We start from the raw sequence: 25,587 nt of genomic DNA, 5'->3' as shown, positions 1-25,587 counted from the left end.
ACGACACATGAGCAATGACGATCATCCGGGCACAAACACTCCCCCGCAGGCCGAGCAGTGGGTGTCGCCGAGCGGGACGCCCCCAATCCCCCAGCCCGCCAATGCGCGGCCCCACGCGAGGAGACGCGGGAGGCCAGTCCTCCTCGTGGCTCTGCTGTGCGTCATCGTCGTCATCGTCGCCGTCCTCGGCATCCGTCAGCTCACGCAGACCCTGGGGGGTCAGGACCCTCACCATTCATTCACCTCCGCCCCTACCGTCGGCTACTCGGGGTCCTCCACGAGCACGGGAGCGATCTCCCCCGCCTGGGCCTCGGGCGTCGAGACGGCGTGGAGGATCCCCTTCCCGTCCTCACAGTACGGCCCCCGCGCGATCACGACCGTTGAGGGCACCACCCTGTACGTGTTCTTCGAAAACCCCGACCATGCCAGCCACCAGGCCACCGTCGCGGCCTTCGACATCTCCTCCGAGCAGCCGCGCGAGCTGTGGCGCACGACGGGCTCTCTTCCCGAGTCCTTCGGGCGCCCCACCTTCGTGTCAGATGGAGACCAGTTCATCGTCGGAAGCATCGTCATCGACAAGGCGACGGGCGCCCAGTCCCTGGCCCCATGGGAGGGGTCGAAGGCGCTCGCGGCCGTTGACGGCGTCGTCGTGGCGTGCGATGGCAAACAGGCGTGCTCGGGCTGGACGCAGGAGTCCTCCTCGTGGGTGCGCCGGTGGGAGACAAGCACGGCCAGCCAAGAGGGCGGCCTGCGCAGGTCGACCATGCTCACCTATCCAGATACTCCCGTGATCGGCACCGGGGAACACCAGTCGGTCGTCCTGCCCGTCGACTCGCCGACTCACCTGGTGCAGCTCCTTGATCCGCGGACCGGGCAGGTCACGGACGCCGCCTCTGCGAGCCCCTTTAGGGATAGGGACAACAACGTGGTGTCTTTCGCCATTGCCAGCGATGGGATCGTGGCGTTCAACGACGACCTTGTCGTCGCCTACGACGCCGACGGCTTCATCACGGGAGTTCACTCCTACGAGAAGTCGCTGAGAAGACCAACGCGCGACGGACGCGTGCCCTCCACATCGGAACTCACCGATTTCCTGGTCGGAGGCCTGCCCGCGTGGTCGAATGCCGTGGTCACTGCCCAGACGGGGGCCGTCGCCCTCACGGTGACGCCGAGTGACGGAAGCCCAGCATTCGATCTTGATCCCGCCAACAACGACCAGTACCACTTCAGCACTTTTTGGCCCTCAGAGGTCCGCGCCGGCGCCGACGTGTCGGTCGTGTACGTCGAGTCCGTCGAAGCCAATACCACGGGTAACCGCTTCTTCTTCGACAAGGCCAGCGGCCAGGGACATGGGTCGGCGGAGTTCCACGACGCCGAGGACCTCTCGTGGGCCTTCGACGACCTGGCCATCGGCGTGACAATCGACGGCGTCGTGGCGTTCACGCCGAAGGCCTCGTGAGGCTCCAACCCCTGAACACCCGCCCGCGCCCCACCCCGAGCGACGACAGAAATGACACACCCATGAGCACCAACGCCCCCCAGTACGCGGCCTCCGCGAGGACGACGCCCATGCGACCGACGCGCCTCTTCCTGACGACGGGCGTCGCGCTCGTCGCGAGCCTCGGGGCTTTCCTCGCGCCCTCGCTGAGCACGAGCGCCCACCAGCTGCCCGGCCCGGCGGCGACCCCACCTCCGCACATCACCGGCTCGGAGCAGCAGACGAACCCGGATGCGACAGGCTACCGGGGGACGGCCACCAACACGAACGAGCTCTCCGGCGCGTGGGCCTCGGGCGTCGCAACGGCCTGGACCCTGCCCACCAGCGACGCTCTTCTGCCCGCGCATCTGATCGCAGAGGGGTCGACCCTGTACGTGCTCGCCTACGGGAGCGGGAGCGAGGCCGTGACCACCGTGTCCGCCTACGACGTGTCGGGCAGCGAGCCGGTCGCCCAGTGGACCACGACCGGGCCCCAACCGTCCCGAATTCGCGCCGACGCGTTCCCGTCCTCCGTCTCGACACAGGAGGAGATCCTCCTCAGCAACATCATCGTTGATCGCTCGACCGGTACCCAGACGCAGGCGCCCTGGGGTTCCGACCTGCCGATGGGGGTGGCGGGCGGCGTCCTCGTCACCTGCGACACCTTCAGCTCGTGCTCCGGCTGGTCCCGCGACTCGGGCGCGTGGACGAGGCTGTGGTCCACGACGACCTCACCCCAGCGCCGCGCGGGCCTGGCCCACTCGGGTCTGACGGCTCCCGCGAGCGCCGTCATCGGCAGCGGCGCGGGCGCTGCCGTGGCCGTCCCGGTCGACGAGGCCCACCAGGCCCCGCAGCTCATCAACCCGGCCACGGGCGCACTCACGACGCTCGGGGAGGCCCCCTCCACGGCAGGCCCTTCCGCCTCCAGGGTCACGCTGGCGAGCGACGGAGTACTGGTCGCCGACGAGAAGGAGAGTATTGCCTACAACACCGCGGGCGAGGTCGTGGGCACTGTCGGGGCGGGGTGGACGCTCGACCGTTTCCCGGCGTCAGACCGCGCTCTCCCGAGCGTGGCAGAACTCAGTTCTTTCATGACGCAGGGCGGCGCCCCGTGGACGACGGCCACCGTCGAGCAACCCTATTCGGGGGACGTCAACGGTCATCTCCTGGCGGTGAGCCCGACCAGCGGGAACTCCAGCCGCACGATCAACCCCGGTGAGTCATACTCCGACCACGCCCTGCCGGCCAACTGGCCTGCCACACAGATGCGCGCCAGCGCAGACGGTAAGGCGCTGTTCGTCCAGTGCTTGCCGTCGTCCCCCACCGGTCCCTTCTTCTTCGGCATGGAACGGGAGTTGACCTACGTGTCGCCGGAGCTGGACGAGGCCACGAACCTGGTGTGGGTCTTCGACGACTTGCTCGTCGGGGCGCGTAGCGGCGAAGTCATCGCCGTGACGCCACGGACCCTGTAAGCGGTTCTCTACACGACTCGTCCCCGACGCCCGAGAGCATGCTCGGTCGCGTCGGGGACGAGTCGTACGGGGCCGAGGCGGCCGATCCGCGCCAGCCGGCACGCGCGTGTGGTACAAACGCCCCATGAGCAATGACGACTTGCGCTGGTCCCCGCCCGACGGGACGCAACCCCTCCCCTCGGGCGAGAGTGGGGACGAGACCGCGGGGCACATGGGTTTCGCGCCGCTGCCGGACCTGGCGCCCCTGCCCGACATTGAGGAGCTCCTCAGGTTCGCTCCACCCACGTCCGACGACGAGGCCGTGGCTGGCCAGGCGGACACCGGCACGTCGGAGGCAGGCGTCCCGGGGTCGGACGTCGCGCCCCACCCCAGCGTTGATCCTCTGCCCGACATTGGGGAGCTCCTCAGGTTCGCCCCACCCACGTCCGACGACGAGGCCGTGGCTGGTCAGGCGGAAACGGAGGCCGCGCCGACCGCACCCGGACCGACGATCCAAGCCCCGGCCTCGTCCCCGGCCGAGGACGCGGGCGAGCACGAATCGATCACCCACGGACACGCACCGGAGCCTCACGAGGATTCCGGCGAATCCGTTACCCCCGTGAAAAAGCACCTGCGCCTCATCCTGATCGCCTGTGCCTGCGTCGTCGCGATCGTGATTGGGACGTCCTTTTTCCGCTCGTTCTCGCAGCAGGCGGGCGAGCCGGTCCGCGAGCCCGGATACCGCGGAACAGCGCTCAACACTCACTCCCTGTCGCCCGAGTGGGCGTCGGGAATCGCGGTCGCATGGACGATCCCCATCGACCCCAAGAGGTTTATCTTCGCCCCACACGTCCACGCTGAGGGGTCGACTCTCTACCTCGCCTTCTTCGATCGGGCGACGACGTCGCGGGGCCGGAGCGTGACGGTCATGGCCTACGACGTGTCTGGAACCGAGCCGAGGCTCCTGTGGAAGACGAACGCTGAGACGTCGACGCACACGTACAAAACCTTCACTCCTCAGTTCGTCTGGGATGACGATCTACTCTTTTTCCGCGACCTCGTTATCGATAAGGCGACGGGGACGATAACCCAGGCCCCCTGGGGCGAGGCATACCCCATGGGCGTCTCCGAGGGCATCGTGGTCACCTGCCTCACCGACGGCCACTGCACGGGCTGGTCGCAGGACTCCGGCGGCTGGACTGAGGTCTGGAAAGCGACGACGGTGAAACAGAGCTTCTACGGCCTGGGTCACATGGACTACACGACCCCTGACAGTGCCCTTATCGGCAGCGGCGAGCAGGCCTCGATTCTCATTGTCCCCGGCTACGACGAGGTCCCCCAGCTCCTCAACGTCCACACCGGCGAGCTCACGAACCTGGGCGATCCATATGACGACACAAGCTCCTACGACCTCGACCAGGCAAGCGACGGTGTCATCGTAGCTCCATGGCTCAAGACTAAGTATGCCTACGATAGCGTCGGCGGCATTCGGGGGACCTTCAGCCAAAATCGGTACGGCACGCAGCCCACGCGCGATGGAGGAGCTCCGACGCTGGCGCAGCTCAGTGACTTCTTCACGAAGGACAAGACCGCCTCATGGACGACGGGCGTTGTTGAGATCACGGGCAATGACTGCGCCACGCTGGAGCTCACCCTGACCTCCGACGCGTCGACGCGCACGGTCTCGGTCCCCGACAACATCCGTCCGTACCAGACCGACAGTTGTATCTTCCTGGTCAAAGACGTGCGCGCGAGCGCCGACGGATCGGCCATGTACATCCGCGACTTCCCCCTCGCGCCGAAGGGCAGCTACTTCTTCAACACGGCGACGAATAAGAACTTCAACTCTGCCGAGCTTGACGCAGCGGAATCGCACACGTGGGTCTTCGACGACATGCTGATCGGCACCAGCAAGACGGGAGTCACGGCCTTCGTTCCGGCTTCCTCCTGACGACGCCGAGGTGACCAACCGGTACTGCCCGGCGCGCGGGTGTGATAGAAACGTTGTATGAGCAACGACGATCATCAGAGCACGGGCAGCCCGATTACCCAGCCACCGGTCCCCCAGCCGACGACCCAGTCCCCGGCGCCCCAGCCGCCTCAGGACGCCCGCACCGCCTCTGCGGTGAACGCTCAGCAGGGCTTTTCCGCGCCGACAGTCGACGCTGCCGCCAGCCCGCGGCGCGCGCGCAAGTCCCTCCAGGTGCTCGGGATCGTCGCCGCTCTGGTCGCCTCGGCCGCCGTCGGCGGCATCAGCGGAACCCTCGTCGGCTCAGCGACAACGGGACGCCACATCCACCACGATGACCCCGACCCCACACCGTCCCCGACAGCCTCAGAGTCGTCAATGGATCCCACCCCGATCGGCTACCACGGGACGGCAGCCAACACGAACGAGCTGTCTCCTCAGTGGGTGTCGGGCCTCGCGACGGCGTGGACGATCCCGCTGGACGACGATTCACCCGCGCCGCTGCTGATCACAGAGGGAACCACCCTGTACGCCGTGCTCGAGGGCGCGCAGGACGACGCTGACACGAGGGTGACCGCCTACGACATCTCCGGGAAGGAGCCCGTCACTGTCTGGACCACAACCGGACCCCACTCTCCCAGCGCCGGCGCCGTGAGGGCGCCCGCCCCCATCGTCACCGAGACCCAGCTCCTGATCGGCGGCATCATCGTCGACAAGTCGACCGGCGGCCAGAGCCTGGCCCCCTGGGGAGCCGACCTACCCATCGGGGTCGTCGACGGCAACCTGGTCACCTGCGACACGGTCGCAACCTGCACCGGATGGGTGCTCGAATCGGGCACGTGGACGCAGCGCTGGAGCGCGGCGACTTCGCCGCAACAAGCCAGCGGCCTGCTGTTCTCAGAGGTGACACACCCATCGAACGGCGTCATTGGCGAGGGTTCGACGGCCGCCGTCATCGTGCCCGTTCGCCTAGCCACCTTCGCCCCGCAGATCGTGGACCCTCGCACGGGAGCGGTCACGACCCTCGGGAAGGATCCCAAGAACGCCGCATCACAGCCCCCGACGCTCATCCCCGCAAGCGACGGGCTCGTCGTGGAGAGGGAGAAAAGCTTTAGCGTCTACGACACCACGGGACGCTTCGTGGAGACCGACTACATCCATAGCGGGGGCGTACGCCCGACCTACGACGGTCATACCCCGACGCTGGGGGAGCTCACCGACTTCCTGCGGGACACCTCCCACCAAGCGCCGTGGACCACAGCCTACGTCTATCTCAAGCACGATGACCTCTACTACGCGGGCCGCGCTCACGACGACACGACACTGCACGTGTACCCAACCGCGTCAGCGAACAAGCGCTCCGTCAATATGCCCGATTACTTCGGATCCACGTATGGGAAGCACGATTTCGAGGTATCGGACCTGCGCGCCGACTCCGGCGCTACGGTGGCCTACGTTCGCCTCAATGAGGGCTCCACGATGGCCTCGTACTTCGTCGATCTGGATGGCCTGACCCTCTACGTGGCCAGTGACCTGGATCGCGCGGAGAACCTCGTGTGGGCCTTCGACGACCTGCTCGTCGGCGTCTCGAACGGCCAGATCATCGCCTTCACGCCGACGCAGCCAGAGGCATAACACCGTTCGCAGCGAAGGAGCGTCCCGTAAACGATCGCACGCCTAACAGCGCACCAGCAGCGAAGCCTGCCAGCCGCACAGATGCGCCCCTGCGCGTCGGCGTACTCGTCCTGCTCGTCATCGCGGCCGTCGTCATCATCGTCAGCTTCCAGCGGAGCTTTCCCACGCCCCAGGCGGACAAGCAGCGATCCTACGACCCCCAGCCCGCCGTCGGCTACTCCGGGAGCGATGAGGCCACCGTCGTTGTCCCGGTGGATGTGGCGCGCGAGGCCCCTCAGGTCGTTCATCCCCGCACGGCACCACACGCAGACTTCCTCACAACAAGGGTTCTTCAACTTCACAGGGTCAGCTCAACCTCGTGATTTTTTCAGCAAACTGGACCAGTTTGCTCCCACCGCGCTTCCGGTGTACCATGATGCGCATAGCTGCTCGCCGTCCTCCGGGACTGGCGAGCCTTTTCATAGGAGAAAAGAAATGGTTGCGTCTGTTGCCGTCATCATGGACTATCAGAACATGCACCTGACTGGGCATGATCGTTTTACCCCGCCAGGAATCCCAAAACATGAATCCCTCATCCATCCACTGCTTTTCGCCGAAGAAGTCATCAAGCGCAGGGAAGAGGCCCTGGCTCCACAGCGCATGGCGCAGAAACCCAATCTACCCCCTCGTGCCGAGTTAGCGAAAGTCATGGTATTTCGAGGGTGCCCTTCGAACCACAAAGATCCGGAAGCATACAACCGATCGCAGAAGCAGAAAGCTGAATGGACTCGCGATCCACGGGTTGAAATCATCTATCGCTCCCTCCGCTACTCGTGGGACTCAGCCGTGAACGACTGGCGCAAACAGGAAAAAGGCATTGATGTCTTGGTCGCACTGACGGCCTACCAGCTTTCAGTTAGCGGCGCGTTCGATGTGGTGATTCTTGCCAGTCACGACACGGACATGATTCCTGTCATCGAACGCTACGACGCTGATCGCACAGACCGATCAGGTTTCCTTGAAATCGCCCATTGGGAAGGATGTAAACGCCTTCAAGCACCTGGGATTCAGACGTGGCGAACGACGCTTGGTGCGCCTTCCTTTGTCCATTCACGCGACCGCAAGGACTACACGTAGGTCGGTCAATATACGACGCGTCCCCGACGCCCGAGAGCATGCTCGGTCGCGTCGGGGACGATGTGTGTGGCGCAGGACCCTCGGGGACGAGGCCGGGGCGCGCCTGGACGGCCTCGTGCCCCTGGGCGCTCAGCCCTCCATGTGGTGGAGCGTGGCGCGGTCCGCCTTCACGGGGATGGTCAGGCCCAGGCCCACGAGGAGGATCAGCATGATGCCGAGGATGCCCCAGTAGGTGTAGTCCTCGCCGGCGGGGGTCAGGCGCTTGCCGATCAGCAGGAAGAGGCCGTACATGGCGGGGGCCATGAAGGACACGGCGCGGCCGGTCGTCGCGTAGAGGCCGAAGACCTCGCCCTCGCGCCCGGCGGGGATGATGCGCGACAGGAAGGAGCGCGACGCGGACTGAGTGGGGCCCACGAAGACGCACAGGGCCAGGCCCAGGGTCCAGAACACGATGGGGCCGCGGGCGTGGAGGAAGAAGACGCCAAAGCCGGCGACGACCATGGCGGACAGCGACAGGATGATGACTCTCTTCGGGCCGATCTTGTCGTCCACCCAGCCGAAGGCGACGGTCGCCAGGCCGGCGACGATATTGGCGGCGATCGCGAAGATCATGACCTCGCCCGCGCTGAAACCGAAGGCCGTCTTGGCCAGAACCGCTCCGAAGGTGAAGACGCCGGCCAGGCCGTCGCGGAAGACGGCGGAGGCGATGAGGAAGAAGAGGGTATGCGGGGCCTCGAAGCTCAGGGTGCGAACGGTGCGCCACAGCAGGACGTAGGAGTCGAAGATGGACTCGTGGTCGCCGCCGGTGTGCATCTTTTTGGGCAGCGGCGGGTGGAGGATGACGGGAATGGCGAAGCCGCCGAGCCACAGGGCGGCGATCACCATGGAGATGCGGATCGGCAGGTACTCGTCCGTGGGGACGCCGAGCAGGTTGGTGCCGATGAGGCCCACGTAGAGGATGAGCAGCAGGACGATACCGCCGATGTAGCCGGACGCCCAGCCGAAGCCCGAAATCTTGCCGCGGTCCTCCTTCTCGCCCAGGTGGTTGAGCATCGCGTTGTAGTTCACGGAGGCGAACTCGAAGAACACGTTGCCCAGGCCCAGCAGGGCGATGCCGAGCATGAGGGCGCCCTTGGGTCCGAGCACCGATTCGGGGTGTACGAAGTACATGGCGAGCATGCAGGCGACGACCGCGCCAGTGAACCATCCGAGCCAGACCCCGCCCCGGCCTCGTCGATCGGCGCGCTGACCCGTGATGGGTGCGAGGAGCGCGATGAACAGTCCCGCGATGGTCATGCCGTTGCTGAGCCAGCTTGAGGCGGTCCCAGCGTCGGTGAAGACGCCGTCGCTGGTCAGGTAGGTTGTGAAGACGAAGGTGGTGGCGACCGCGTTGAAGGCGGCGCTCCCCCAGTCCCAGGCCGCCCATTCGACGACTTGGCGCGTGATGACGCGGTTGCGGGGGGCGGGAGTGGTACTCATATGATCGGGCTCCTTGGATGGGGAGTGCTCGGCGGCGCGCGTGCGCCCAGGGTGAAACTATCACGTTTCGCATCCCCCGCTCTTCCGGGGGCGCGGTGGGGACGAGGCCGGGGGACCGCCAGCGCGTCCTGACCGCATGTCATATGCTGGGATGTCACCTAGGAAGGAGAAGACGATGGCGGAAAGTTCATTGCGTAGCGTGTCCGAGGCAGACGAACAACTCAATGCAGCTGACCGGCTATTTAAACCAATCCTATTGCTGGTTGCAGGCACCGCCTTGAGCTATTTTCTGTGCTTTATTATGCCAGCGGGCTTTGCTGTTCCTTTCGCTGTCTACCTGTCACTTGCCACGCTTGGCGTTATCTACGTCGGAGTAGAGCGCTTTGTACGTCGCCACCGGGGAACTGCGCTCCATGTCGAGCATCGCGCAGTGACGTTGTATCCGTACACAACGGCGATTCGCTTTTCTCCTGTAGTCCTCATCGCGATGATGGCATGGGGACCTGCTTCCGTCGCGTTCTATCTCGTTCGGCCAGAGAGCATTACCAGCATTATTATCGGCTTTTGCTTCTCTTTCCTTGCCTACACGCTCTTCGTAACAAGCAAATATCGCCCCTCGCGCATCCACCGGTCGCCACTGATCACGCTCGGGCCCGATCACCTGTCGATTCAGCCCCTCCTGCAGGACAACCCGACACGTATCCGTTGGGATCGCAACCCCCAGATTGAGGGTTTCGAGCTTTTCGTCGCCAACAAGGAGTCGCATCAGTTGATGCACGTATCCACCCGAGACTCCGAGGATGCGCTCGTTTTCGATGGGCGTGTTTAATTGTCTGTGTATCCGTCTTTTGTTTGAAAGGATTGATGCATGATGAATGATGATGATGTTGTTGTGGCTCGCGCTAGTGGGCGTGAGACGGTGGAGGAGCTTCGTCGCTCGGGGGCGTTGGATGCGTTGTTTGAGCGTCTTGATGCTGGCGAGGTCGAGATGACGGGTAGCGAGGGCTTGTTGCCGGCGTTGCTTAAGGAGGCGTTGGAGCGCGGGTTGGCCGCGGAGCTGACCGAGCACTTGGGGTATGAGAAGGGCCAGGCCAGTGGGCAGGCGCGCTCGAACACGAGGAACGGCACGACGAAGAAGACCGTGATGTCGGAGGTGGGAGCCTTCGAGATCGAGGTTCCCCGGGACCGGGCGGGCTCGTTCACCCCGCGCCTGGTGCGTAAAGGACAGCGGCGCCTTGATGGTTTGGATTCGATGATTATCAGCTTGTATGCCGGGGGGATGACGGTACGCGATATCCGCCATCACCTGGCCTCCACCCTGGGCGTGGAGGTCAGCGCTGGGACGATTTCTACGATCACTGACGCGGTGTGCGAGGCCGTCTTGGAGTGGCAGCACCGCCCCTTAGAAGCGTTCTACCCGGTGATCTACCTGGATGCGATCCGCATCAAAGTCCGATGCGATCACAGGGTGGAGAACCGGGCCGCTCACCTGGCGGTCGGAGTGGACATGGAGGGGGTCAAGCACGTGCTGGGCATCTGGGTCCAAGCCGATGAAGGCGCCTCCTTTTGGGCCCACGTGTGCGCCGAGCTGGCCAACCGAGGCCTACGCGATGTCCTGATCGTGTGCTGCGACGGACTTACTGGCCTGCCTGAAGCCATCGAAGCGACCTGGCCCCAGTCCATGGTCCAAACCTGCGTCGTTCACTTAATCCGCGCCTCCATGCGTTTCGTGTCCTACAAGGACCGCAAGAGCGTCGCCGCGGCTCTCAAGGCCGTGTACAGCGCGCCCAACGAGGAAACCGCCCGAGGGGCGCTGGAGGACTTCGCGGCCAGCGACCTGGGAGCGCGCTACCCCCAAACGGTTGCCACCTGGCAGCGCGCCTGGCAGCGCTTCACGCCGTTCTTGGCGTTCCCGCCCATGCTGCGCCGCGTCGTGTACACCACCAACGCTATCGAGTCCTTGAACTACCAGCTACGCAAAATCACCAAGAACCGCGGGCATTTCCCCAGCGAAGAAGCCGCCGTCAAACTCTTGTGGCTCGCCATCTGCAACATCGAAGACAAAAGAGCCGCCCAGCGCCTCACAGACGCTGGCAAACCCCCCAACAAACGAACAGGACACACCCGCCTCATCCAAGGACACACCACCACCAACTGGAAACAAGCCCTCGCCCAACTCACCACCGCCTACCCCGACCGAATCACCCCCTACCTCTAACCCCCATACACAGAAAAATTGACAGGCTCTTTTCGATATGAAGGGGATGCCCATCTGCTACTGGCAACTCGCGCGTCTCATCAACCACTTTGTCGCCCATCCCGAGGATCGAGCAACGCTCGGAACACCGCAGGGACCGCAGCTCGTCACCGACATCCTGACGGCAGGCTAGGCGCATGCTCCCCCTGACGCTCATCCGCCGTCCTCTCACCCCAGCACAAGCCGACGCCATCATGCGACGAGCATGGATCGCCCCCGCGTGCTTCTACGCCATTGGAGTCGCGGCAGCACTTATTCTCGTCGCCCTCATCACACTCGGTTTCCCCGCCCTCAGCCTGCGTTACGGGCTCACTATCGTCTGCATTCTCCTCGTCGCCTTCATTCCAGCCGCCGTTGCCTACGCGCGCGCACCCTGCCGCCCGCCGAGTGTCACTGCCACCACGACGCGCGAGAAGGACCGCACGGTCACCGAGCTGTTGATCACCGGAGACACCACTTTTGGTCGCATGCGGCTCGCCGGCTTCACATGGGGAGTGAGCGGCGTTTTGATCTCGCTCATTCCCCTCTCATTCTCCTGGAGCCCCAAGAGTGGTTTTCTCATGTCACTCTGGGCGTTCCTCCTTATCGTTTCCCTTCTCGTGAAACAGACGTATCTGTACTTTCCACAACCGCGCGACGTCAAGTCGCAGAAGTTCATTCTCATCCCCGAGGGTTTCGCCTTCGCCGAGAAAGACATTCTTCCTCGGATCAGGATGGCGGACTGGTGTGATGTGACCTGCGTGGGCGAGACCGTCAAGGGCATGACCGCCATCCACTGGACCTCGGATGGCGAGGAAGGTGTCATGTGGCTGCGTCTCAAGGATCCGGGACTCTCCTACATCGCCTTCGAGCGACTCATTGACTATTTCGCCTCCAACCCCCGGCGGCGGCGCGTTCTCGGCACCGAGACCGGCGTCGATGTGGTGCGCGCGCTCCTGCGTGGGCAGGACCCAGACGCCTGAGGGGCGGCGACCCACGTGTGGAGGCGTGCCGCGGCCACCCCGGGGACGAGGCCGGGGAAGCTCGCTTGACTGGCATCCCCGGACGGGTCAGGCTCACGCGCGCTATCCTGACAGCGTCATGACCTGGGCAGGACGCTCGTCTCACTGCACGACCACCGCCACCGATGACTCCAGAGAGTAGACACTGATGCTGACCAACAAATACGACGGGCCCCTGAATTCAGCGGCGGTGTTTGCCCTGACTGTTTCCGCAGCCCTGTACAGCTTCATTGCACTGCTCAACCTCTTTCTCCTCTGGCTCTCCCCGTTTTCCATGCTCATCCTCGCGATTTTCATCTTCGCTAGCCACGCATCGACGCGTTTCTACTACGCCGCGGTGCTGTCTCGGAGGCTTCGCCGAGGCCCGGATCTGGCGCTCTCCAACGGGGGCGTTGGCCTCACGCCGATGATCGCGCCCATCAAGCTGGTGACCGCGGACTTCATCCGGCTGGCAGCGGCGTTCCCCATCTCCCTGATCGCGTGCGCGCTCACGCACAGCCCGCTCCTGTCGTCCTCCTCCTCCGCAACCGGCGGTGCTGTCAGCGCGGTGACCATCGGCCTGGATATAGTCACGGTCGTCTTTGGTCTGGCCGGGACTGGAGTCGCCCTGTTCATTCGGCGAGGCACCGCCTATCGCCTCAACACGATCCACCGCGGACCGATCCTGACACTCACCCCAACCCACCTGGAGTTCCACCCCCTACTGGAGGCCGAGCCGGTCACCATCGCCTGGGATCGGATGCCCTACCTCGCGGGCATCGACCTCGTCACCGTGAAGAGGGATTCCACGAAGAAGGCACGCATCACAACCACGGGCAACCCGGTTCCCACGACGATCGACATCACGTGCCTGGATCTCACATACGAACAGCTCCAGCGCGTCATCGGCTGCTTCGCCTGCCGCCCCCAGTATCGCGGAGCCCTCGCCACTGACGGCGGGCTCACTCTCGTTCGGGCACTCATCAACGACAATCCCGCGAACTGGCCGCGCTGAATCGCGAGCAGCGTACCGCGGATGCGCACGGCCGGTCGGGGTTGGCCTCCGCCCCCTTGGCGCGCTTCCTGGCGCGCGTGGGGTGCTCTCGGAAGCACCCTGATCGCTTCAGTCCGCCTGCTCCTGGTCGGCGAGCAGCCGCGCGAGCGCCAGGTCCAGGGGGCGCGTGACCTTCAGGGAGCGTTCGTCGCCCGCGACGGTGTGCACGGCCACCCCGATCGCCTCGACGAGGCCAGCGTCGTCCGTGGCGGCCACGGCCTCGTCCGCACCCAGAGAAGCACCCGCCTCGTGCGCGCGCGTGAGCACATCCCAGCGGAAGCCCTGCGGGGTCTGCACGGCCGCCAAGTCGGCGCGCCGCGGCGTACCCGTGACGAGGCCCGAGGCGTCCACGGTCTTGAGCGTGTCGCTGACGGGCAGGACGGGGATGACGGCGCCCGCGCCGGCGCGCACCGCGTCGATAACGCGCGCGGTGACCTGCGGGGGCGTCAGGGGGCGAGCCGCGTCGTGCACGAGGACGACCGTATCCGCGCCTCGTTCCCCGAGGGCGGCCAAGCCCAGTGCGACGGAGGCCTGCCGCGAGCGGTCGGAGCCCGCGACGACGAGCACGTCGCCCAAGCCGTCGATCGCGGCGCGGAACTCAGCGATGCACGAGGCCGGGGCGGTGACGACGATCATGCCCACTCCCCCGGCGCGTAGGCCGCGGGCCGCCCACCACAGCAGGGGGCGACCCGAGAGAGAGACGAGGGCCTTGGGGAGCTCACACCCGAGGCGCGAGCCGGAGCCTGCGGCCGTCAGAACCGCGCATACGTCACTGCTCGGCGGCATCGTCGTCGGCCTCGATACGGCCTTCGGCCAGGACGGCGTCGAGGCGCTCGGCGGCGGCCGCCTTTTCGATGTTGCGCGCCAGGGCCAGCTCCGAGGTGAGGATGGAACGGGCCTTCGTCAGCATGCGCTTCTCGCCCGTGGACAGCTTCTTCAGGTCGTCGCGGCGCGTCAGGTCACGCACGACCTCGGAGACCTTCACGATGTCGCCGGTCGCGATCTTCTCCTGGTTGGCCTTGAAGCGGCGCGACCAGTTGGTGGGCTCCTCGACGTAGGGGGCGCGCAGGACGGCGAGAACTTCCTCCAGGCCGTCTTCGTCAACGATGTCGCGCACGCCGACCAGGTCGACGTTCTCGGCGGGGACCTGAATCTCGAGATCGCCCTGATTCACGCGCAGCTTGAGGTAGGTTCGCTCTTCACCACGAATGGTGCGCGTCATGACCTCTTCGATCGTGGCTGCGCCGTGGTGCGGGTAGACGACCGTCTGACCGATTTCGAACGACATGGAATGACTCCTGGGTGCTCGCGTGGATAGCACACCTATTCTACCAGTTGACTGACGAATATCGCCGAGACAGTGTGAAAGCTCAACGTTACACGCATAAGAGGAATGACACAAACCAGCTTCAAGCACGACCACCATGCGACCCTCACTGCGACCCCGGTCACGATCAGGTGGTCAGATTTAGGGAATGCGCCACAGTCCGCGCGCCCCCTTGCACGCGCCCGCACCCGAGGGCATGACGAGGCCCCGACCTCGTCCACACAGACGAAGCCGGGGCCCCGCGTTGCTCACTTGCCCTGGTTGGCGACCGCGGCGATCTTCGCCTCGGCCTCGGGATCCAGGTAGGTGCCGCCCTTCTTGATGGGCTTGAGGGTCTCCTCGTCGAGCTCGTACACCAGCGGGATGCCGGTGGGGATGTTGACGCCGGCGATATCCTCGTCGGAGATCTCATCCAGGTGCTTGACGATCGCGCGCAGCGAGTTACCGTGCGCGGCGATCATGACGGTCTTGCCGGTCTTGATCGCGGGAACGATGGCCTCGTCCCAGTAGGGCAGCAGACGCGCGATGACGTCCTTGAGGCACTCGCTCATGGGGACAGGCTCGCCAGCGTAGCGGGGATCCTGATCCTGCGAGAACTCCGAGCCGGCCTCGATGGCGGGCGGAGCCACGTCGAAGGAACGGCGCCACAGCATGAACTGCTCCTCGCCGTACTCGTCGCGGATTTCCTTCTTGTTCTTACCCTGGAGCGCACCGTAGTGACGCTCGTTGAGGCGCCAGTTGCGCTCAACGGGGATCCAGTGGCGATCGGCGGCGTCGAGAGCCAGGTTCGCGGTCATGATGGCGCGACGCAGCATCGACGTGAACAGGAGATCCGGGAGAACGCCGGATTCCTTGAGGAGCTCACCACCGTGGGTAGCCTCCGCGCGGCCCTTGTCCGACAGCGGAACATCCACCCAACCGGTGAAGAGGTTCTTTGCATTCCATTCGCTCTCGCCGTGGCGGAGCAGCACCAGTTTGTAGCTCATGCCTCCATTCTTCCACAGTCGAGGCCCCGCTCCTACATCCCGTGTCGTTGATCACGCCACAGCGTGGACACCCGCGCGCGTCTCCGCCCCCTCAAGGACGAGGCCGGGGCCACCTCCCAGGGGCGCCTCCCCCCGGGCTCACCCCAGGGCTCCCCCTGATTGTCCCCTGACTCCCCCTCCCCTTTCCCCCTGAGACCCGCAGAAAATCAAGGTTTTACATGATTACTCGAACAGTGCGCGTCCCTCATTTTTTCCCCTACGGTTAAGACATGACCACAACACGACGCACTCTGACAGCGGCCGCCGTTATCACCGCGGCCACCCTCGCCCTGGGCGCCTGCGGTTCTTCCAAGCCCGCCGAGCCCGCCGCTTCGCCGAGCTCCGCGGCCACCACGGCCGAGCCGACCCAAGCTCCCAGCGCCACGGCCTCGTCCGTGCCCACGGTGCCCGGCTACCGTCCCGGCGAAATCCCCCCGATCCCGGCCTTCGCTGTGCCCCCGATCGACGTCTTCGCCTCGAACGCCGACAAGGCTGTCATCCAGACCGCCTCCTCCCTGTCCTCCGTTCCCGGCGTGACCGTCACGCCCGCCAAGTGCGACGGCAACGCCCTCGTCTCCGGCTCCACGGTCCTGGGAGGCGACGGCTCCGGCGTCACCACGAACAGCTCGGGTACCGTCGTCAACGGCGGCGACGGCTCCGGCGTCATCACGCAGGGCCCAATCTCCATCGTCTACGGCGGCGACGGTACCGGCGTCTACTCGAACGCAGACACCGGCCTGTCCATCAACGTCAACGAGGACGGCTCCGGCGTCTACTCGACGCCGACGCTGTCCATCAACCTCGACGGCATGGGCGGCGGCAACTACACCGACTCCTCCAAGACCATCTCGATCATCAACAACGGCGACGGGTCCGGCAACTACTCCACAGCCACCGTCTCCATCATCAACAACGGCGACGGGTCGGGCAGCTACTCCGACTCGACGATGACCATCCGCAACAACGGCGACGGCACCGCCGTCGTCAACGGGACCACCGTCACCGACGCCCCCAAGGTCGACAAGGTCAGCAAGCTCGGCAAGTTCCCGCCCATCGCCTCCCTCCAGCCCGTCGAATCCTGCGGCACCCTCATCACCCTGGAAGACGGCGTCCTCTTCGACTTCGGCAAGTCCGACATCCGTCCCGACGCGGCCCAGACCCTCAAGAGCCTGGCGGGCGTACTCAACAACGCCAAGGTGCCCGCCGCCCACATCTACGGCCACACCGACTCCGTCTCCGACGAGGCCTTCAACCAGCAGCTCTCCGAGGCACGCGCCAACGCCGTCAAGAACGACCTGGCCAAGAACGGCGTCACCGCGACCATGGACGCGACCGGCTACGGCGAGTCCAAGCCCGTCGCCCCCAACGAGAACGCCGACGGATCCGACAACCCGGCCGGTCGCGCCCTGAACCGCCGCGTCGAAATCTTCATCCCCGCTTTCTAGTACCCTGACCACGGTTTCACCACGATTCAACGAAAGGGAGACACCATGTCCATCAAGTCCATCCTCCCCCTCGCCGCCACCGCCGCCGTGGCCGCCCTGGCCCTGACCGGCTGCACCCAGAACAACGCCGCCCCGGCCGACTCCTCGGCCACCCAGGCGCCCGCCGCCTCGGCCCCCGCCGCGTCGGCCCCCGCAAGCTCGGGCGAGGCCTCGGCCACCCAGGCCCCCGTCGCTCCGCCCGCTACCCCCTCGTCCGCCGCCGCGCAGGATAACTCCGGCGCCCTCACCTTCGACGAGTCCAACCAGCACCTGTCGATCCCCGCGGGCACCACCAAGGTCATCATCAACGGTTCCAACAACCACGTGGAGGGCGGCGAGCTCGCCGACATCACGGTCAACGGCTCCAACAACGCCATCGAGGTCGACTCCGCATCGACCGTCTCCTTCACGGGCTCCAACAACGAGCTCGAATACAAGAAGGGGAATGCCCCTCGCGTGGCCAACGACTTCGGCATGAATAACGTCGTCTCCCAGGACTGACACTTATTCAACAATCGGGGGGTGTGCAGGAAACCTGCACACCCCCCGATGCTGCGTATCGATCAGGCATGCGCCTTACGGTAGGCCTCGACGATCGGAGCGGGAATACGACCACGATCGGAAACCTCCATGCCTTCACCCTGCGCCCACGCACGAATCTTCGCGTTTTCCAGGCGCTGGTTGGGGTTGCCAGCATTGCCGCGGCGGCGGGTCGAACCAACCTTACGGCCAGCCTTAATGTAGGGCTGAATGGCCGCGGCGAATTCTTCGAAATGCTCGCGGTTCAGGTCAATCTCATACGACGCACCATTGAATGCGAAACGCACGGTCTGATCGGCGGGCGAGCCGTCGAAATCGTCAACAACCTCGACAACCTTCGTCGTCTTCTTCATATGTTATTCCTCCTGAAGGATCGAGAATTCCACAGTCGAACCGTCAGCGGAATTCATTACAATTAGAATAACTCACAACGAATTATCTTTCTCACTATTCCGATTCATCGACAAACGTGAGTTAGGCAGCACCAATCGCAGGTGCCAGGTAATTGAAAGTTATACTCGTAAGGACGCACGAGGCCGGGAAGGCCTCGCACACCGCAGGAACGAGCGAGGAGACACCGTGAACAGAGCACACCACCCCCGAGCGGCGGCATGGGAGCTCTACTTCACCACCACAGCCCGCCTCACCGAACGCATCGAAGCGTCCCTCAAATGCGAGGCCAGCCTCTCCATGCCCGAGTACTCCGTCCTGCTCATGACCGACCGCGCGGGCCAGACCGGCATCCGACCCTCCGTCCTCGCGCACCAGGTCGTCTTCTCCCGCTCGCGCCTCACGCACACGATGAAGCGCCTCGAATTACGAGGCCTCATCGAACGCCGCCCCTGCCAGGGGGACGGGCGCGGAGGCCTCGTCTTCCTCACCGAGACCGGCAAGAAGCTCTTCGACGAGGCCGCCCTGGTCCAGCGCGACGTCATCCGCCGACTCTTCCTCGACGACATCTCGCCCGAGGAAATCGACATGCTCACCAGCCTGTTCGGCCGCGTCAGCGCGCGCCTCGACGCCGACACGCCATGTCTGTGAACGCGCGCCGCCTCGCGGCCGCCACCCTCGCGACCGGGGTCATCGCAGGCCTCGTCGGCCTGGCGTGCATCCACCTGCTCCACTGGATCCAGGCCCTCGCCTGGGACATGCACGGCGGCACCCTCCTGGAGGCCGCGAGCGCCGTCTCCCCCACGCGCCGCATCCTCGTCCTCACGCTCGGCGGCGTCATCGGCGCGCTGTCCTGGTTCCTCCTCTTCCGCCGCAACAAGGCCATCACCTCCGTGTCGGCAGCCGTGAGCGGCACCCCCATGCCGCCCCTGCGCGCCACCTGGCACGCCCTGACCCAGGTCCTCATCGTCGGCCTCGGCGCCTCCGTCGGGCGCGAGGTCGCCCCCCGCGAGATGGCCGCCGCCTTCAGCGCGGCCGCCGCCGACCGCCTCGGGCTAAGCGCCGAGGACCGGCGCATCATCGTCGCCTGCGGCGCGGGAGCAGGACTGGCCGCCGTCTACTCGATCCCCCTGTCGGGGGCGGTCTACACGCTCGAAATCCTGCTCGTGTCCCGCTCGGGGCGCGCGGTCGCCCCCGCGTTCCTCACCTCCGGGATCGCCGTCCTCATCTCCACGGGATTCACGAGGCCGGCACCGTTCTACACCGTCCCCACCCTCACGCCCTCCCTGTCGCTCACCGTGTTCGGGGCCCTCGTCGGGCCGTTGCTCGGCGCCGCCGGGTGGGCCTTCAAGCAGGCCGTCGCTCGCGTGGGCGCGGCACGCCCGCGCGACTGGCGACTGCTGCTCACGCTGCCCGCCGCCTTCCTCGTGGTCGGACTCATCGCCAGTCGGCTGCCCTCCGTCCTCGGCAACGGCCAGGCCAGCGCACAGACGCAGTTTGATGCGACGTGGGCGGCCGGCGCGGGGCTCGCGTTCGCGGCGCTGGTGCTCGCCGCGAAGACCCTGACGACATTCCTGACGATCCGCGCGGGAGGCTGGGGCGGCGTCCTCACGCCCGCGGTCGCGCTCGGCGCAGGGCTGGGCGCCGTCATCGGCCTGCCGTGGGCAGCCGCCTGGCCCGGCTCCGAGGTGGCCGCCTTCGCCTTCATCGGGGCGGCCGCATTCCTCGGTGCGTCCATGAACGCGCCGTTCACCGGACTCATCCTCGTCATCGAGTTCACCGCTCAGGGGCCCACCATCCTGGTGCCGGCCGTCCTCGCCGTCGGCGGCGCTACCGCGGCGACCACCTGGCTGACCCGCCACGCCCGCTGACCCGCCGCACCCAGACCTAGAGAATAGTTCCCCAACAATGTCGCACGTAATTCCCCCAACACTATTTCAAACATTGAATTCATAGCGTTGGAATTGCAACGTTTTCTGGCATAACTAAAAACTGACCAAATTAAATTACGTGCGAGATTTGTGGGTAAGGCACCAGAGCGGCACCAGAGCGGCATCAGATCTGCGCGAGCGCCTGATCCAGGTCCTCGATCAAGTCACCCGCATCCTCGAGCCCAACCGCCAAGCGCAGGAGGGTTCCCGGCACGCCACCCACGCCGCCGACGCGCGTCGAATGGGTCATGATCGCCGGGTGCTCGATGAGTGACTCAGGCGCCCCCAGCGACGCAGCCAACGCAAAGATGCGCGTGCGCGTCGTCAGCTCGAGGGCCGCCTCCTCCGTGGCGACCTGGAAGGATAAAACCCCGCCAACGCCTCGTAGATTCTGGCGCTGAGCCAGCTCGAACCCAGGGTCCGAGGCCAGCCCCGGATAGTGGACCACACTCACCTTCGGGTGGGAGGCCAGGAACTCGGCGACCTTCTGCGCGTTGGCGCAGTGGCGCTCCACGCGCAGAGCCAGGGTCTTCAAGCCGCGGTGCGCCAGGTACGTGTCGCGCGGGGATGGCACGTGCCCGAGGGCCATCTGCAGCTTCACGGCCTCAGCGGCCGCGTCGCGCTCGCCGAAGAAAGGCTCGACGTGCGAGGGCAGCTCCAGGCCATCGCGCAGGACGAACGCGCCACCGATCACGTCGGAATGGCCGCCCACATACTTGGTCGTCGAGTGCACGACGACGTCCGCCCCGAGCGCCAGCGGACGCTGCAAGACCGGCGTCGCGAACGTGTTGTCCACGACCAGCAGGCCGCCCACCTCGTGCGTGAGGGCCGCAATCGCGGCGATGTCGGTGACCAGCAGGAACGGGTTCGAGGGGGTCTCCACCCACACGATCTGCGGGCGCGAACCACGGATCACGCGCTCGGCCTCGGCCAGGTCGGTCAGATCCACGGCCTCGGAGGTGATGCCCTCGGCGGGCTTAATGACGCTGAGGAGCTTGTGCGTCCCCCCGTACACGTCGGTCGAATGCACGACGTGGTCGCCGGGGCGCGCCAGCAGACGGATGACGGTGTCCTCGGCGCTCATGCCCGAGGGGAACGCGAAGCCGTGCGTCGCCCCCTCCAGGGCCGCGAGCGCGCCCGCGAACGCGTTGGTCGTCGGGTTGCCGCAGCGCCCGTACTCGTAGCCTTCTCGCAGCTCGCCCGGCCGGTCCTGCACGAACGTCGACGCGACGTGCATCGGCGGCACCACGTCACCCGTCACGGGGTCCGGGTCAAACCCGGCGTGGATGGCCAGCGTCGCGAAGTCGGTACAGTCAGTCGTGCTCATGCTTCTACGCTACGAGGCCGTGGCTGACCACGCCGGAGTGTTTCGTCCGCCGGTCGATTGTGACAGCGCGCTTCTACATCCAGCCGGCGAGCGCGATACGTGCCTGTTCCTCCAGGGACGCGACCGCTCCCTCGGAATCGTTGCCCCAGGGCACGTAGTGGAAGTCCCCGCCCCCGGCTTCGACGAAGGTCTCGCGGTTGAGCTGGTCGATCTCCTCGAGCGTCTCCAGGCAGTCCGCCATGAAGCCCGGGCAGATGACGTCCACGCGCGGGCACTTCGCCGCGCCCAGCTCGGCCATTTCCTCGATCGTCTGCGGGCCCAGCCACTGCGCTCGCCCGAACACGGACTGGAAGGTGGCCGTCAGGGAACCCATCGCCAGGCCGAGGCGCGACTCGAGGGCGGCGACCGTGTGGCGGCACTCGGCGCGGTAGGGGTCCCCGGCCTCGTCCATGGCGACCGGGATCGAGTGGAAGGACACGACGACGCGGTCCCCCGTCAGGAAGTTCGGGCGCCCCACGCGCTCCCAATGGCGCTCGAGGGCGGAAGCGAGCGCCTCGATGTAGGCCGGGGCGGCGGGGAAGGACCGATGCAGGCGCAGCTCGAAGCCGTCGCGGTTGCGGTCGATCCAGCGCGCGACCGCGTCGTTGATCGAGGTCACCGTCGACGCGGCGTACTGCGGGTAGGCGGGCAGGATCGCCACGCGGCGCACGCCCTGCGCGTGCAGGCGGTCGAGGACCGAGCCGATGGAGGGCTCCCCGTAGCGCATCGCGACCTCGACGCGCACACCCGGCAGGCGCTCGGCGAGGAGTCGGGCCTGCTCGCGGGTGTAGTGCATGAGCGGCGAGCCTTCCTCCCGCCAGATGCTGCGGTATTTGCGCGACACCTCGCGCGGGCGCACGCGCAGAATGATGCCCTCGAGAATGGGTTTCCACAGGAGCGGGCTCATCTCGATGACGCGGCGGTCGGAGAGGAACTCGCGCAGGAACGCCCGGACAGGGCCCGGCTCGGGCGCGGTCGGCGTGCCCAGGTTGACCAGGAGCAGCGCGGCTCCCGCATCGTCGGGCTGTGCGCTGGTCAGGAAGGGGGAGGCGGTGTCCTGGGAGTTCGTCACCCGTCCAGAATAGTGTTCGCCGAACGCACTGTCCCTGACGCGGTGTCACCTCCCGGGGGCCCGGTTCGGGGCGGTGCGGGGCGGTGCGGGCTCTCGATTGCTTACCCGCGGCCTTGCCGCTTCGGTTTCCTCGTTCGGCGGGGAGCGCCGCGTGCCGCGGTCGGCGGGGACGAACGAGGCCGGGGCCTGTGTGGCGGGATCGTCCCCCCTGGCTGATCGCGGGGGTCGCGTTGCGTGCAAACGGGGCGCCCCACCTGTCGGTGGGGCGCCCCGGCGCTTATGCGGCGAGCCCGAGGGGCTCGCATCCTCCTGGCGGAGGTTGTCGGCTCAGGCCTGGCCGTTCTGCGAGCGGATGAACCACGCCTGCTGCTCGAGGCGGCGGATGTAGTCGTTGAGGATGTCGGCGGAGGCGGAGTCCTCGGCGTCGACCTTCTCGTGAACATCGCGCATGGTGCCGACGGTCGCGTTGATGGCGGCGACGGCGAGCTCCTCGGCGTCATCGGTCTTGACGAGCGTCTCGGGGACGGTCGGGAGGGTGTTGCGCTGGGCGACAACCTCGGGCAGGCCGTTGGGGACGACCTGGAGGGCGCGCATGCGCTCGGCGATCTCGTCGGAGGCCTCGCGGGCGATGTCAACGACATCGTCCAGGTAGAGGTGGAGCGAGCGGAAGCCCTCGCCGGTGATGTTCCAGTGCAGCTGCTTGCCCACGAGGGACAGCGCCGTGACGTCGGTCAGGACCTTCTGCAGGTTGCCTGCGAGAACGTCGGAAGCCTTGAAACCGGTGGACTCAACGGTCATGATGAATCTCCTCTGCTTGTGTGTTCGAAAAACGGGGTCCGCCCTCGTGAGGCATCGCCCTGAAGACCCTTCTATCTTGGTCCGTTGGTCCCAGAATTTCTAGTGCTATCCACCAGTTAGTCAAATGTTTCACGATTGTGTCAAGCACCGGAATAGAGCCGCATTTTTGGGCGTTATTACGTCATTAGGACCTTCGCCCTATGGGCAAGGATTGCCTTACCAACCTACAACGAGGCCATGGTTGCCTCACACTTTCGACTTCCACGAGACCATGGCCCCACAGTGTCGAGCAGCGTCACCCCGCGCGACCGAGCCCACCTCACGCATCCAGCCACCCCACGAGCCCCGAGCCACGCCACCACGTTGTGCCCTCTCACCCCAGGCCTCGTACATAGACGAAAACGCCCACCCCTGTAGGGGTGGACGCTTCTGAGCCGCCTGTGGGAATCGAACCCACGACCTATTCATTACGAGTGAATCGCTCTGCCGACTGAGCTAAGGCGGCCGCGCCTGCCGTTCCACCGTCTCCGGGGCGTGCAGGCAACGGCACAACTCTACTGGAAGGAGCGCCGACAGCGCAAACCAGGACGGCCGCCGACGCAATGTCGTGGGTCACTGCCTACTTGCACATGAGGCCGTCGGTCGGGACGGTGCCCTTGACCAGGTAGTCTTCGACGGCGTTGACGACGCACTGGTTGGCGCCGCGCCGGTAGGCGGTGTGACTCCAGCCTTCGACGGAGACGAGCACACCAGAGGCGAGCTGGCCGGACAGGCCCTGCGCCATCGTGTAGGGGGTGGCCGGGTCGTGGGTCGTGCCGATCACGACGATGGGGGCGGCGCCCTGCGCGGTGATGGGGTGGCGGTCGGCGTGGCGCGTGGGCCAGGCGGACAGCGCCGCGGAGGGGTAGCCGACGTATCGGCCGAGGATCGACAGTTCGCTCTTGAGGGCGGCGGCCTGGCTGACCCACTGCTCGGAGCTACCTTCGGGCTCGTAGTCCAGGTTGTTGATCGCGTTGATGGCGTCGGCGGAGTTGTCCGCGTAGGTGCCGTCGGGGTTGCGCGAGTTCATCAGGTCGGCGATCGCAAGCATCGCGGTGCCGTCGCCCTTCTGCCACGCGGCGGCGAACGCCTGGGTGAGCTGGGGCCAGCGCGTCGTGTCGTACATGGACCCCGTCATGGCGGTGACGGCGAGCCCTTCGGTCAGGGGGCGATTCGGGTCGTTGGTTGTCAGCGGGTTCTTCTCGAGGGATTCCAGGAAGGAGCGGACGGTGGCGATGCCCTCTTCCCGGCTGTGTCCCATGGGGCACGAGGCCTGGGTGGCGCAGTCGCTGATCCACTGTTGGAGGGAGGCGTCGAGTCCGCGCATTTGGAGCGCGGAGATTTCGTCGACGCTGAGCGAGGGGTCCAGGGCGCCGTCGAGGACGAAGCGGCCGACGCGCTCGGGGAAGAGGCCGGCGTAGGTGGCGCCGAGGAAGGTGCCGTAGGAGTAGCCGAGGAGGTTGAGGGTCTCCTGGCCGAGCACCGCGCGCACCATGTCGAAGTCGCGCGCGGCGCTGACGGTGTCGATGTGTTCGAAGAGGCTGCCGGAGTGGGAGCGGCATCCGTCGGCGAGGGAGCGGGAGTCTTCCTTCACCTCGGCAATCGCGGATTGCGGGTTGTCGTCGGCGGTGTCGGTGTCTTCGCCGGCATTGCGTTGGTCACGTTCCTGGTCCGTCATGCAGAAGACGGGGGTGGAGGCGCCGACGCCGCGCGGGTCGAGGGCGACGATGTCGTAGGCCTTGACGACGGATTCACCCAGTCCGAGGGCGGCGTAGTAGGGCAGCGCGGAGACGACAGCGCCGCCGGGGCCGCCGGGGTTGACGAACAGGACGGGGGCGTCTTTCTGCCCGGAGCGGTGGATGGCCAGGGCGAGGGAGATTTGGTCGCCGTCGGGGTTCGACCAGTCGAGGGGCGCTTTGAGGAAGGCGCACTGGTATTCGCTGGCGTCGGAGGAGTCGATGCCTTCGAATTGTTCGAAGGTGCCTTCGGGGCACACGCCCCACGTGATGGCCTGCTCGTAGTACGGCTGGGTGGACCCGGATTGGACGGGGATCGGCGCGGACGAGGCCGTGGCTGTGGTCGTGGGGACGGGTCCCCTGGGCTGGGTCCCGTAGTAGCCGACGACGGTCAGGACGATCGCGACGACGGCGAGGATCGCGACGGCTGCGACCGCGAAGGAGCGTGTCTTCATGGCCCC

The 25,587-nt window shown here is 66.0% G+C and carries 23 protein-coding genes and 1 tRNA gene; 14 read left to right on the top strand and 10 right to left on the bottom strand.

Annotated elements, in window-relative coordinates; translation table 11 throughout:
• The first annotated feature begins 7 nt into the window (after nt 1-7).
• The 5 genes from QU663_RS01285 (at nt 8) to QU663_RS01265 (ending at nt 7,648) form a co-directional block, all read left to right on the top strand.
• Nucleotides 8-1,459, top strand: a complete 1,452-nt coding sequence (locus QU663_RS01285) for a hypothetical protein (RefSeq protein ID WP_021611190.1) — start codon at nt 8-10, stop codon at nt 1,457-1,459.
• A gap of 62 nt (nt 1,460-1,521) precedes the next feature.
• Nucleotides 1,522-2,949 (top strand): hypothetical protein, encoded by a 1,428-nt coding sequence (locus QU663_RS01280; protein WP_021611191.1) that lies wholly within the window; start codon nt 1,522-1,524, stop codon nt 2,947-2,949.
• A 124-nt stretch (nt 2,950-3,073) separates the two neighbouring features.
• On the top strand, nt 3,074-4,879 hold the full coding sequence (locus QU663_RS01275) for a hypothetical protein (RefSeq protein WP_021611192.1): 1,806 nt from the start codon (nt 3,074-3,076) through the stop codon (nt 4,877-4,879).
• Nucleotides 4,880-4,936: 57 nt separating this feature from the next.
• A complete protein-coding gene (locus QU663_RS01270; protein ID WP_021611193.1) occupies nt 4,937-6,532 on the top strand; it encodes a hypothetical protein in 1,596 nt (531 codons plus the stop codon).
• A 474-nt stretch (nt 6,533-7,006) separates the two neighbouring features.
• A complete protein-coding gene (locus QU663_RS01265) occupies nt 7,007-7,648 on the top strand; it encodes an NYN domain-containing protein (protein WP_051267737.1) in 642 nt (213 codons plus the stop codon).
• Between the two features lie 129 nt (nt 7,649-7,777).
• Here the strand turns inward: QU663_RS01265 and QU663_RS01260 are convergent, their stop codons facing one another.
• On the bottom strand, nt 7,778-9,127 hold the full coding sequence (locus QU663_RS01260; protein WP_009059402.1) for an MFS transporter: 1,350 nt from the start codon (nt 9,125-9,127) through the stop codon (nt 7,778-7,780).
• A gap of 175 nt (nt 9,128-9,302) precedes the next feature.
• Here QU663_RS01260 and QU663_RS01255 point away from each other — a divergent pair, with 175 nt between their 5' ends.
• From QU663_RS01255 to QU663_RS01235, 5 genes are all read left to right on the top strand, one after another.
• Entirely contained in the window at nt 9,303-9,956 is a 654-nt protein-coding gene (locus tag QU663_RS01255) for a hypothetical protein (protein WP_034480571.1), read from the top strand.
• A 39-nt stretch (nt 9,957-9,995) separates the two neighbouring features.
• Nucleotides 9,996-11,345, top strand: coding sequence for an IS256 family transposase (locus QU663_RS01250; protein WP_304990633.1), 1,350 nt, complete (start codon nt 9,996-9,998; stop codon nt 11,343-11,345).
• Between the two features lie 37 nt (nt 11,346-11,382).
• Nucleotides 11,383-11,517, top strand: coding sequence for a hypothetical protein (locus tag QU663_RS01245; protein ID WP_304990632.1), 135 nt, complete (start codon nt 11,383-11,385; stop codon nt 11,515-11,517).
• Nucleotides 11,518-11,521: 4 nt separating this feature from the next.
• Nucleotides 11,522-12,346: a hypothetical protein gene (locus QU663_RS01240; RefSeq protein ID WP_021612712.1), complete on the top strand. Its 825-nt coding sequence runs from the start codon at nt 11,522-11,524 to the stop codon at nt 12,344-12,346.
• Between the two features lie 187 nt (nt 12,347-12,533).
• Complete coding sequence (locus QU663_RS01235) at nt 12,534-13,379, top strand: hypothetical protein (RefSeq protein ID WP_021612713.1); 846 nt, start codon at nt 12,534-12,536, stop codon at nt 13,377-13,379.
• A gap of 108 nt (nt 13,380-13,487) precedes the next feature.
• Here the strand turns inward: QU663_RS01235 and ispD are convergent, their stop codons facing one another.
• From ispD to QU663_RS01220, 3 genes are all read right to left on the bottom strand, one after another.
• Complete coding sequence (gene ispD, locus QU663_RS01230) at nt 13,488-14,204, bottom strand: 2-C-methyl-D-erythritol 4-phosphate cytidylyltransferase (protein WP_021612714.1); 717 nt, start codon at nt 14,202-14,204, stop codon at nt 13,488-13,490.
• Nucleotides 14,188-14,706 carry a CarD family transcriptional regulator gene (locus QU663_RS01225; protein WP_009059404.1) on the bottom strand — a complete coding sequence of 173 codons (519 nt, stop codon included), beginning with the start codon at nt 14,704-14,706 and terminating at the stop codon, nt 14,188-14,190. Before QU663_RS01225 ends, ispD begins: the two co-directional genes overlap by 17 nt.
• Nucleotides 14,707-14,993: 287 nt before the next feature.
• Nucleotides 14,994-15,731 carry a phosphoglyceromutase gene (locus QU663_RS01220; protein WP_021612715.1) on the bottom strand — a complete coding sequence of 246 codons (738 nt, stop codon included), beginning with the start codon at nt 15,729-15,731 and terminating at the stop codon, nt 14,994-14,996.
• Between the two features lie 269 nt (nt 15,732-16,000).
• Here QU663_RS01220 and QU663_RS01215 point away from each other — a divergent pair, with 269 nt between their 5' ends.
• Nucleotides 16,001-17,215 carry an OmpA family protein gene (locus QU663_RS01215; protein ID WP_034482292.1) on the top strand — a complete coding sequence of 405 codons (1,215 nt, stop codon included), beginning with the start codon at nt 16,001-16,003 and terminating at the stop codon, nt 17,213-17,215.
• Nucleotides 17,216-17,260: 45 nt separating this feature from the next.
• Nucleotides 17,261-17,755: a DUF3060 domain-containing protein gene (locus QU663_RS01210; RefSeq protein WP_296490783.1), complete on the top strand. Its 495-nt coding sequence runs from the start codon at nt 17,261-17,263 to the stop codon at nt 17,753-17,755.
• Between the two features lie 62 nt (nt 17,756-17,817).
• On the opposite strand, the gene QU663_RS01205 is transcribed toward QU663_RS01210, so the two are convergent.
• Complete coding sequence (locus QU663_RS01205; RefSeq protein ID WP_021610721.1) at nt 17,818-18,147, bottom strand: Lsr2 family protein; 330 nt, start codon at nt 18,145-18,147, stop codon at nt 17,818-17,820.
• A 226-nt stretch (nt 18,148-18,373) separates the two neighbouring features.
• Here QU663_RS01205 and QU663_RS01200 point away from each other — a divergent pair, with 226 nt between their 5' ends.
• Together QU663_RS01200 and QU663_RS01195 are read left to right on the top strand one after the other, a co-directional pair.
• The gene (locus QU663_RS01200; RefSeq protein ID WP_021610723.1) at nt 18,374-18,835 is read left to right on the top strand and encodes a MarR family winged helix-turn-helix transcriptional regulator; all 462 of its coding nucleotides are present in this window, start codon (nt 18,374-18,376) and stop codon (nt 18,833-18,835) included.
• Complete coding sequence (locus tag QU663_RS01195) at nt 18,826-20,055, top strand: chloride channel protein (RefSeq protein WP_021610724.1); 1,230 nt, start codon at nt 18,826-18,828, stop codon at nt 20,053-20,055. Before QU663_RS01200 ends, QU663_RS01195 begins: the two co-directional genes overlap by 10 nt.
• 184 nt (nt 20,056-20,239) lie before the next feature.
• Here the strand turns inward: QU663_RS01195 and QU663_RS01190 are convergent, their stop codons facing one another.
• From QU663_RS01190 to QU663_RS01170, 5 genes are all read right to left on the bottom strand, one after another.
• Complete coding sequence (locus QU663_RS01190) at nt 20,240-21,442, bottom strand: PLP-dependent transferase (protein WP_021610725.1); 1,203 nt, start codon at nt 21,440-21,442, stop codon at nt 20,240-20,242.
• A gap of 73 nt (nt 21,443-21,515) precedes the next feature.
• Nucleotides 21,516-22,553, bottom strand: a complete 1,038-nt coding sequence (hemH, locus tag QU663_RS01185; protein WP_021610726.1) for a ferrochelatase — start codon at nt 22,551-22,553, stop codon at nt 21,516-21,518.
• A 327-nt stretch (nt 22,554-22,880) separates the two neighbouring features.
• Nucleotides 22,881-23,351, bottom strand: a complete 471-nt coding sequence (locus tag QU663_RS01180; protein WP_009056527.1) for a Dps family protein — start codon at nt 23,349-23,351, stop codon at nt 22,881-22,883.
• Between the two features lie 432 nt (nt 23,352-23,783).
• Nucleotides 23,784-23,856: transfer RNA gene (locus QU663_RS01175), tRNA-Thr, on the bottom strand.
• Nucleotides 23,857-23,970: 114 nt separating this feature from the next.
• Nucleotides 23,971-25,581 carry an alpha/beta hydrolase gene (locus QU663_RS01170; protein ID WP_021611894.1) on the bottom strand — a complete coding sequence of 537 codons (1,611 nt, stop codon included), beginning with the start codon at nt 25,579-25,581 and terminating at the stop codon, nt 23,971-23,973.
• Between the last annotated feature and the right edge of the window lie 6 nt (nt 25,582-25,587).

The organism is Schaalia sp. HMT-172, from assembly GCF_030644365.1.
In the GTDB taxonomy this organism is placed as follows: Bacteria; Actinomycetota; Actinomycetes; order Actinomycetales; family Actinomycetaceae; genus Pauljensenia.
The sequence above is the reverse complement of the archived record's forward strand: the minus strand, read 5'-3'. Positions and strand labels throughout refer to the sequence as shown.

Excerpts from the sequence above, each read along its gene's own strand:
- QU663_RS01285 (WP_021611190.1), top strand. The coding sequence starts at position 8 with ATGAGCAATGACGATCATCCGGGCACAAACACTCCCCCGCAGGCCGAG.
- QU663_RS01280 (WP_021611191.1), top strand. The coding sequence starts at position 1,522 with ATGAGCACCAACGCCCCCCAGTACGCGGCCTCCGCGAGGACGACGCCC.
- QU663_RS01275 (WP_021611192.1), top strand. The coding sequence starts at position 3,074 with ATGAGCAATGACGACTTGCGCTGGTCCCCGCCCGACGGGACGCAACCC.
- QU663_RS01270 (WP_021611193.1), top strand. The coding sequence starts at position 4,937 with ATGAGCAACGACGATCATCAGAGCACGGGCAGCCCGATTACCCAGCCA.
- QU663_RS01265 (WP_051267737.1), top strand. The coding sequence starts at position 7,007 with ATGGTTGCGTCTGTTGCCGTCATCATGGACTATCAGAACATGCACCTG.
- QU663_RS01260 (WP_009059402.1), bottom strand. The coding sequence starts at position 9,127 with ATGAGTACCACTCCCGCCCCCCGCAACCGCGTCATCACGCGCCAAGTC.
- QU663_RS01255 (WP_034480571.1), top strand. The coding sequence starts at position 9,303 with ATGGCGGAAAGTTCATTGCGTAGCGTGTCCGAGGCAGACGAACAACTC.
- QU663_RS01250 (WP_304990633.1), top strand. The coding sequence starts at position 9,996 with ATGATGAATGATGATGATGTTGTTGTGGCTCGCGCTAGTGGGCGTGAG.
- QU663_RS01245 (WP_304990632.1), top strand. The coding sequence starts at position 11,383 with ATGAAGGGGATGCCCATCTGCTACTGGCAACTCGCGCGTCTCATCAAC.
- QU663_RS01240 (WP_021612712.1), top strand. The coding sequence starts at position 11,522 with ATGCTCCCCCTGACGCTCATCCGCCGTCCTCTCACCCCAGCACAAGCC.
- QU663_RS01235 (WP_021612713.1), top strand. The coding sequence starts at position 12,534 with ATGCTGACCAACAAATACGACGGGCCCCTGAATTCAGCGGCGGTGTTT.
- ispD (WP_021612714.1), bottom strand. The coding sequence starts at position 14,204 with ATGCCGCCGAGCAGTGACGTATGCGCGGTTCTGACGGCCGCAGGCTCC.
- QU663_RS01225 (WP_009059404.1), bottom strand. The coding sequence starts at position 14,706 with ATGTCGTTCGAAATCGGTCAGACGGTCGTCTACCCGCACCACGGCGCA.
- QU663_RS01220 (WP_021612715.1), bottom strand. The coding sequence starts at position 15,731 with ATGAGCTACAAACTGGTGCTGCTCCGCCACGGCGAGAGCGAATGGAAT.
- QU663_RS01215 (WP_034482292.1), top strand. The coding sequence starts at position 16,001 with ATGACCACAACACGACGCACTCTGACAGCGGCCGCCGTTATCACCGCG.
- QU663_RS01210 (WP_296490783.1), top strand. The coding sequence starts at position 17,261 with ATGTCCATCAAGTCCATCCTCCCCCTCGCCGCCACCGCCGCCGTGGCC.
- QU663_RS01205 (WP_021610721.1), bottom strand. The coding sequence starts at position 18,147 with ATGAAGAAGACGACGAAGGTTGTCGAGGTTGTTGACGATTTCGACGGC.
- QU663_RS01195 (WP_021610724.1), top strand. The coding sequence starts at position 18,826 with ATGTCTGTGAACGCGCGCCGCCTCGCGGCCGCCACCCTCGCGACCGGG.
- QU663_RS01190 (WP_021610725.1), bottom strand. The coding sequence starts at position 21,442 with ATGAGCACGACTGACTGTACCGACTTCGCGACGCTGGCCATCCACGCC.
- QU663_RS01180 (WP_009056527.1), bottom strand. The coding sequence starts at position 23,351 with ATGACCGTTGAGTCCACCGGTTTCAAGGCTTCCGACGTTCTCGCAGGC.
- QU663_RS01170 (WP_021611894.1), bottom strand. The coding sequence starts at position 25,581 with ATGAAGACACGCTCCTTCGCGGTCGCAGCCGTCGCGATCCTCGCCGTC.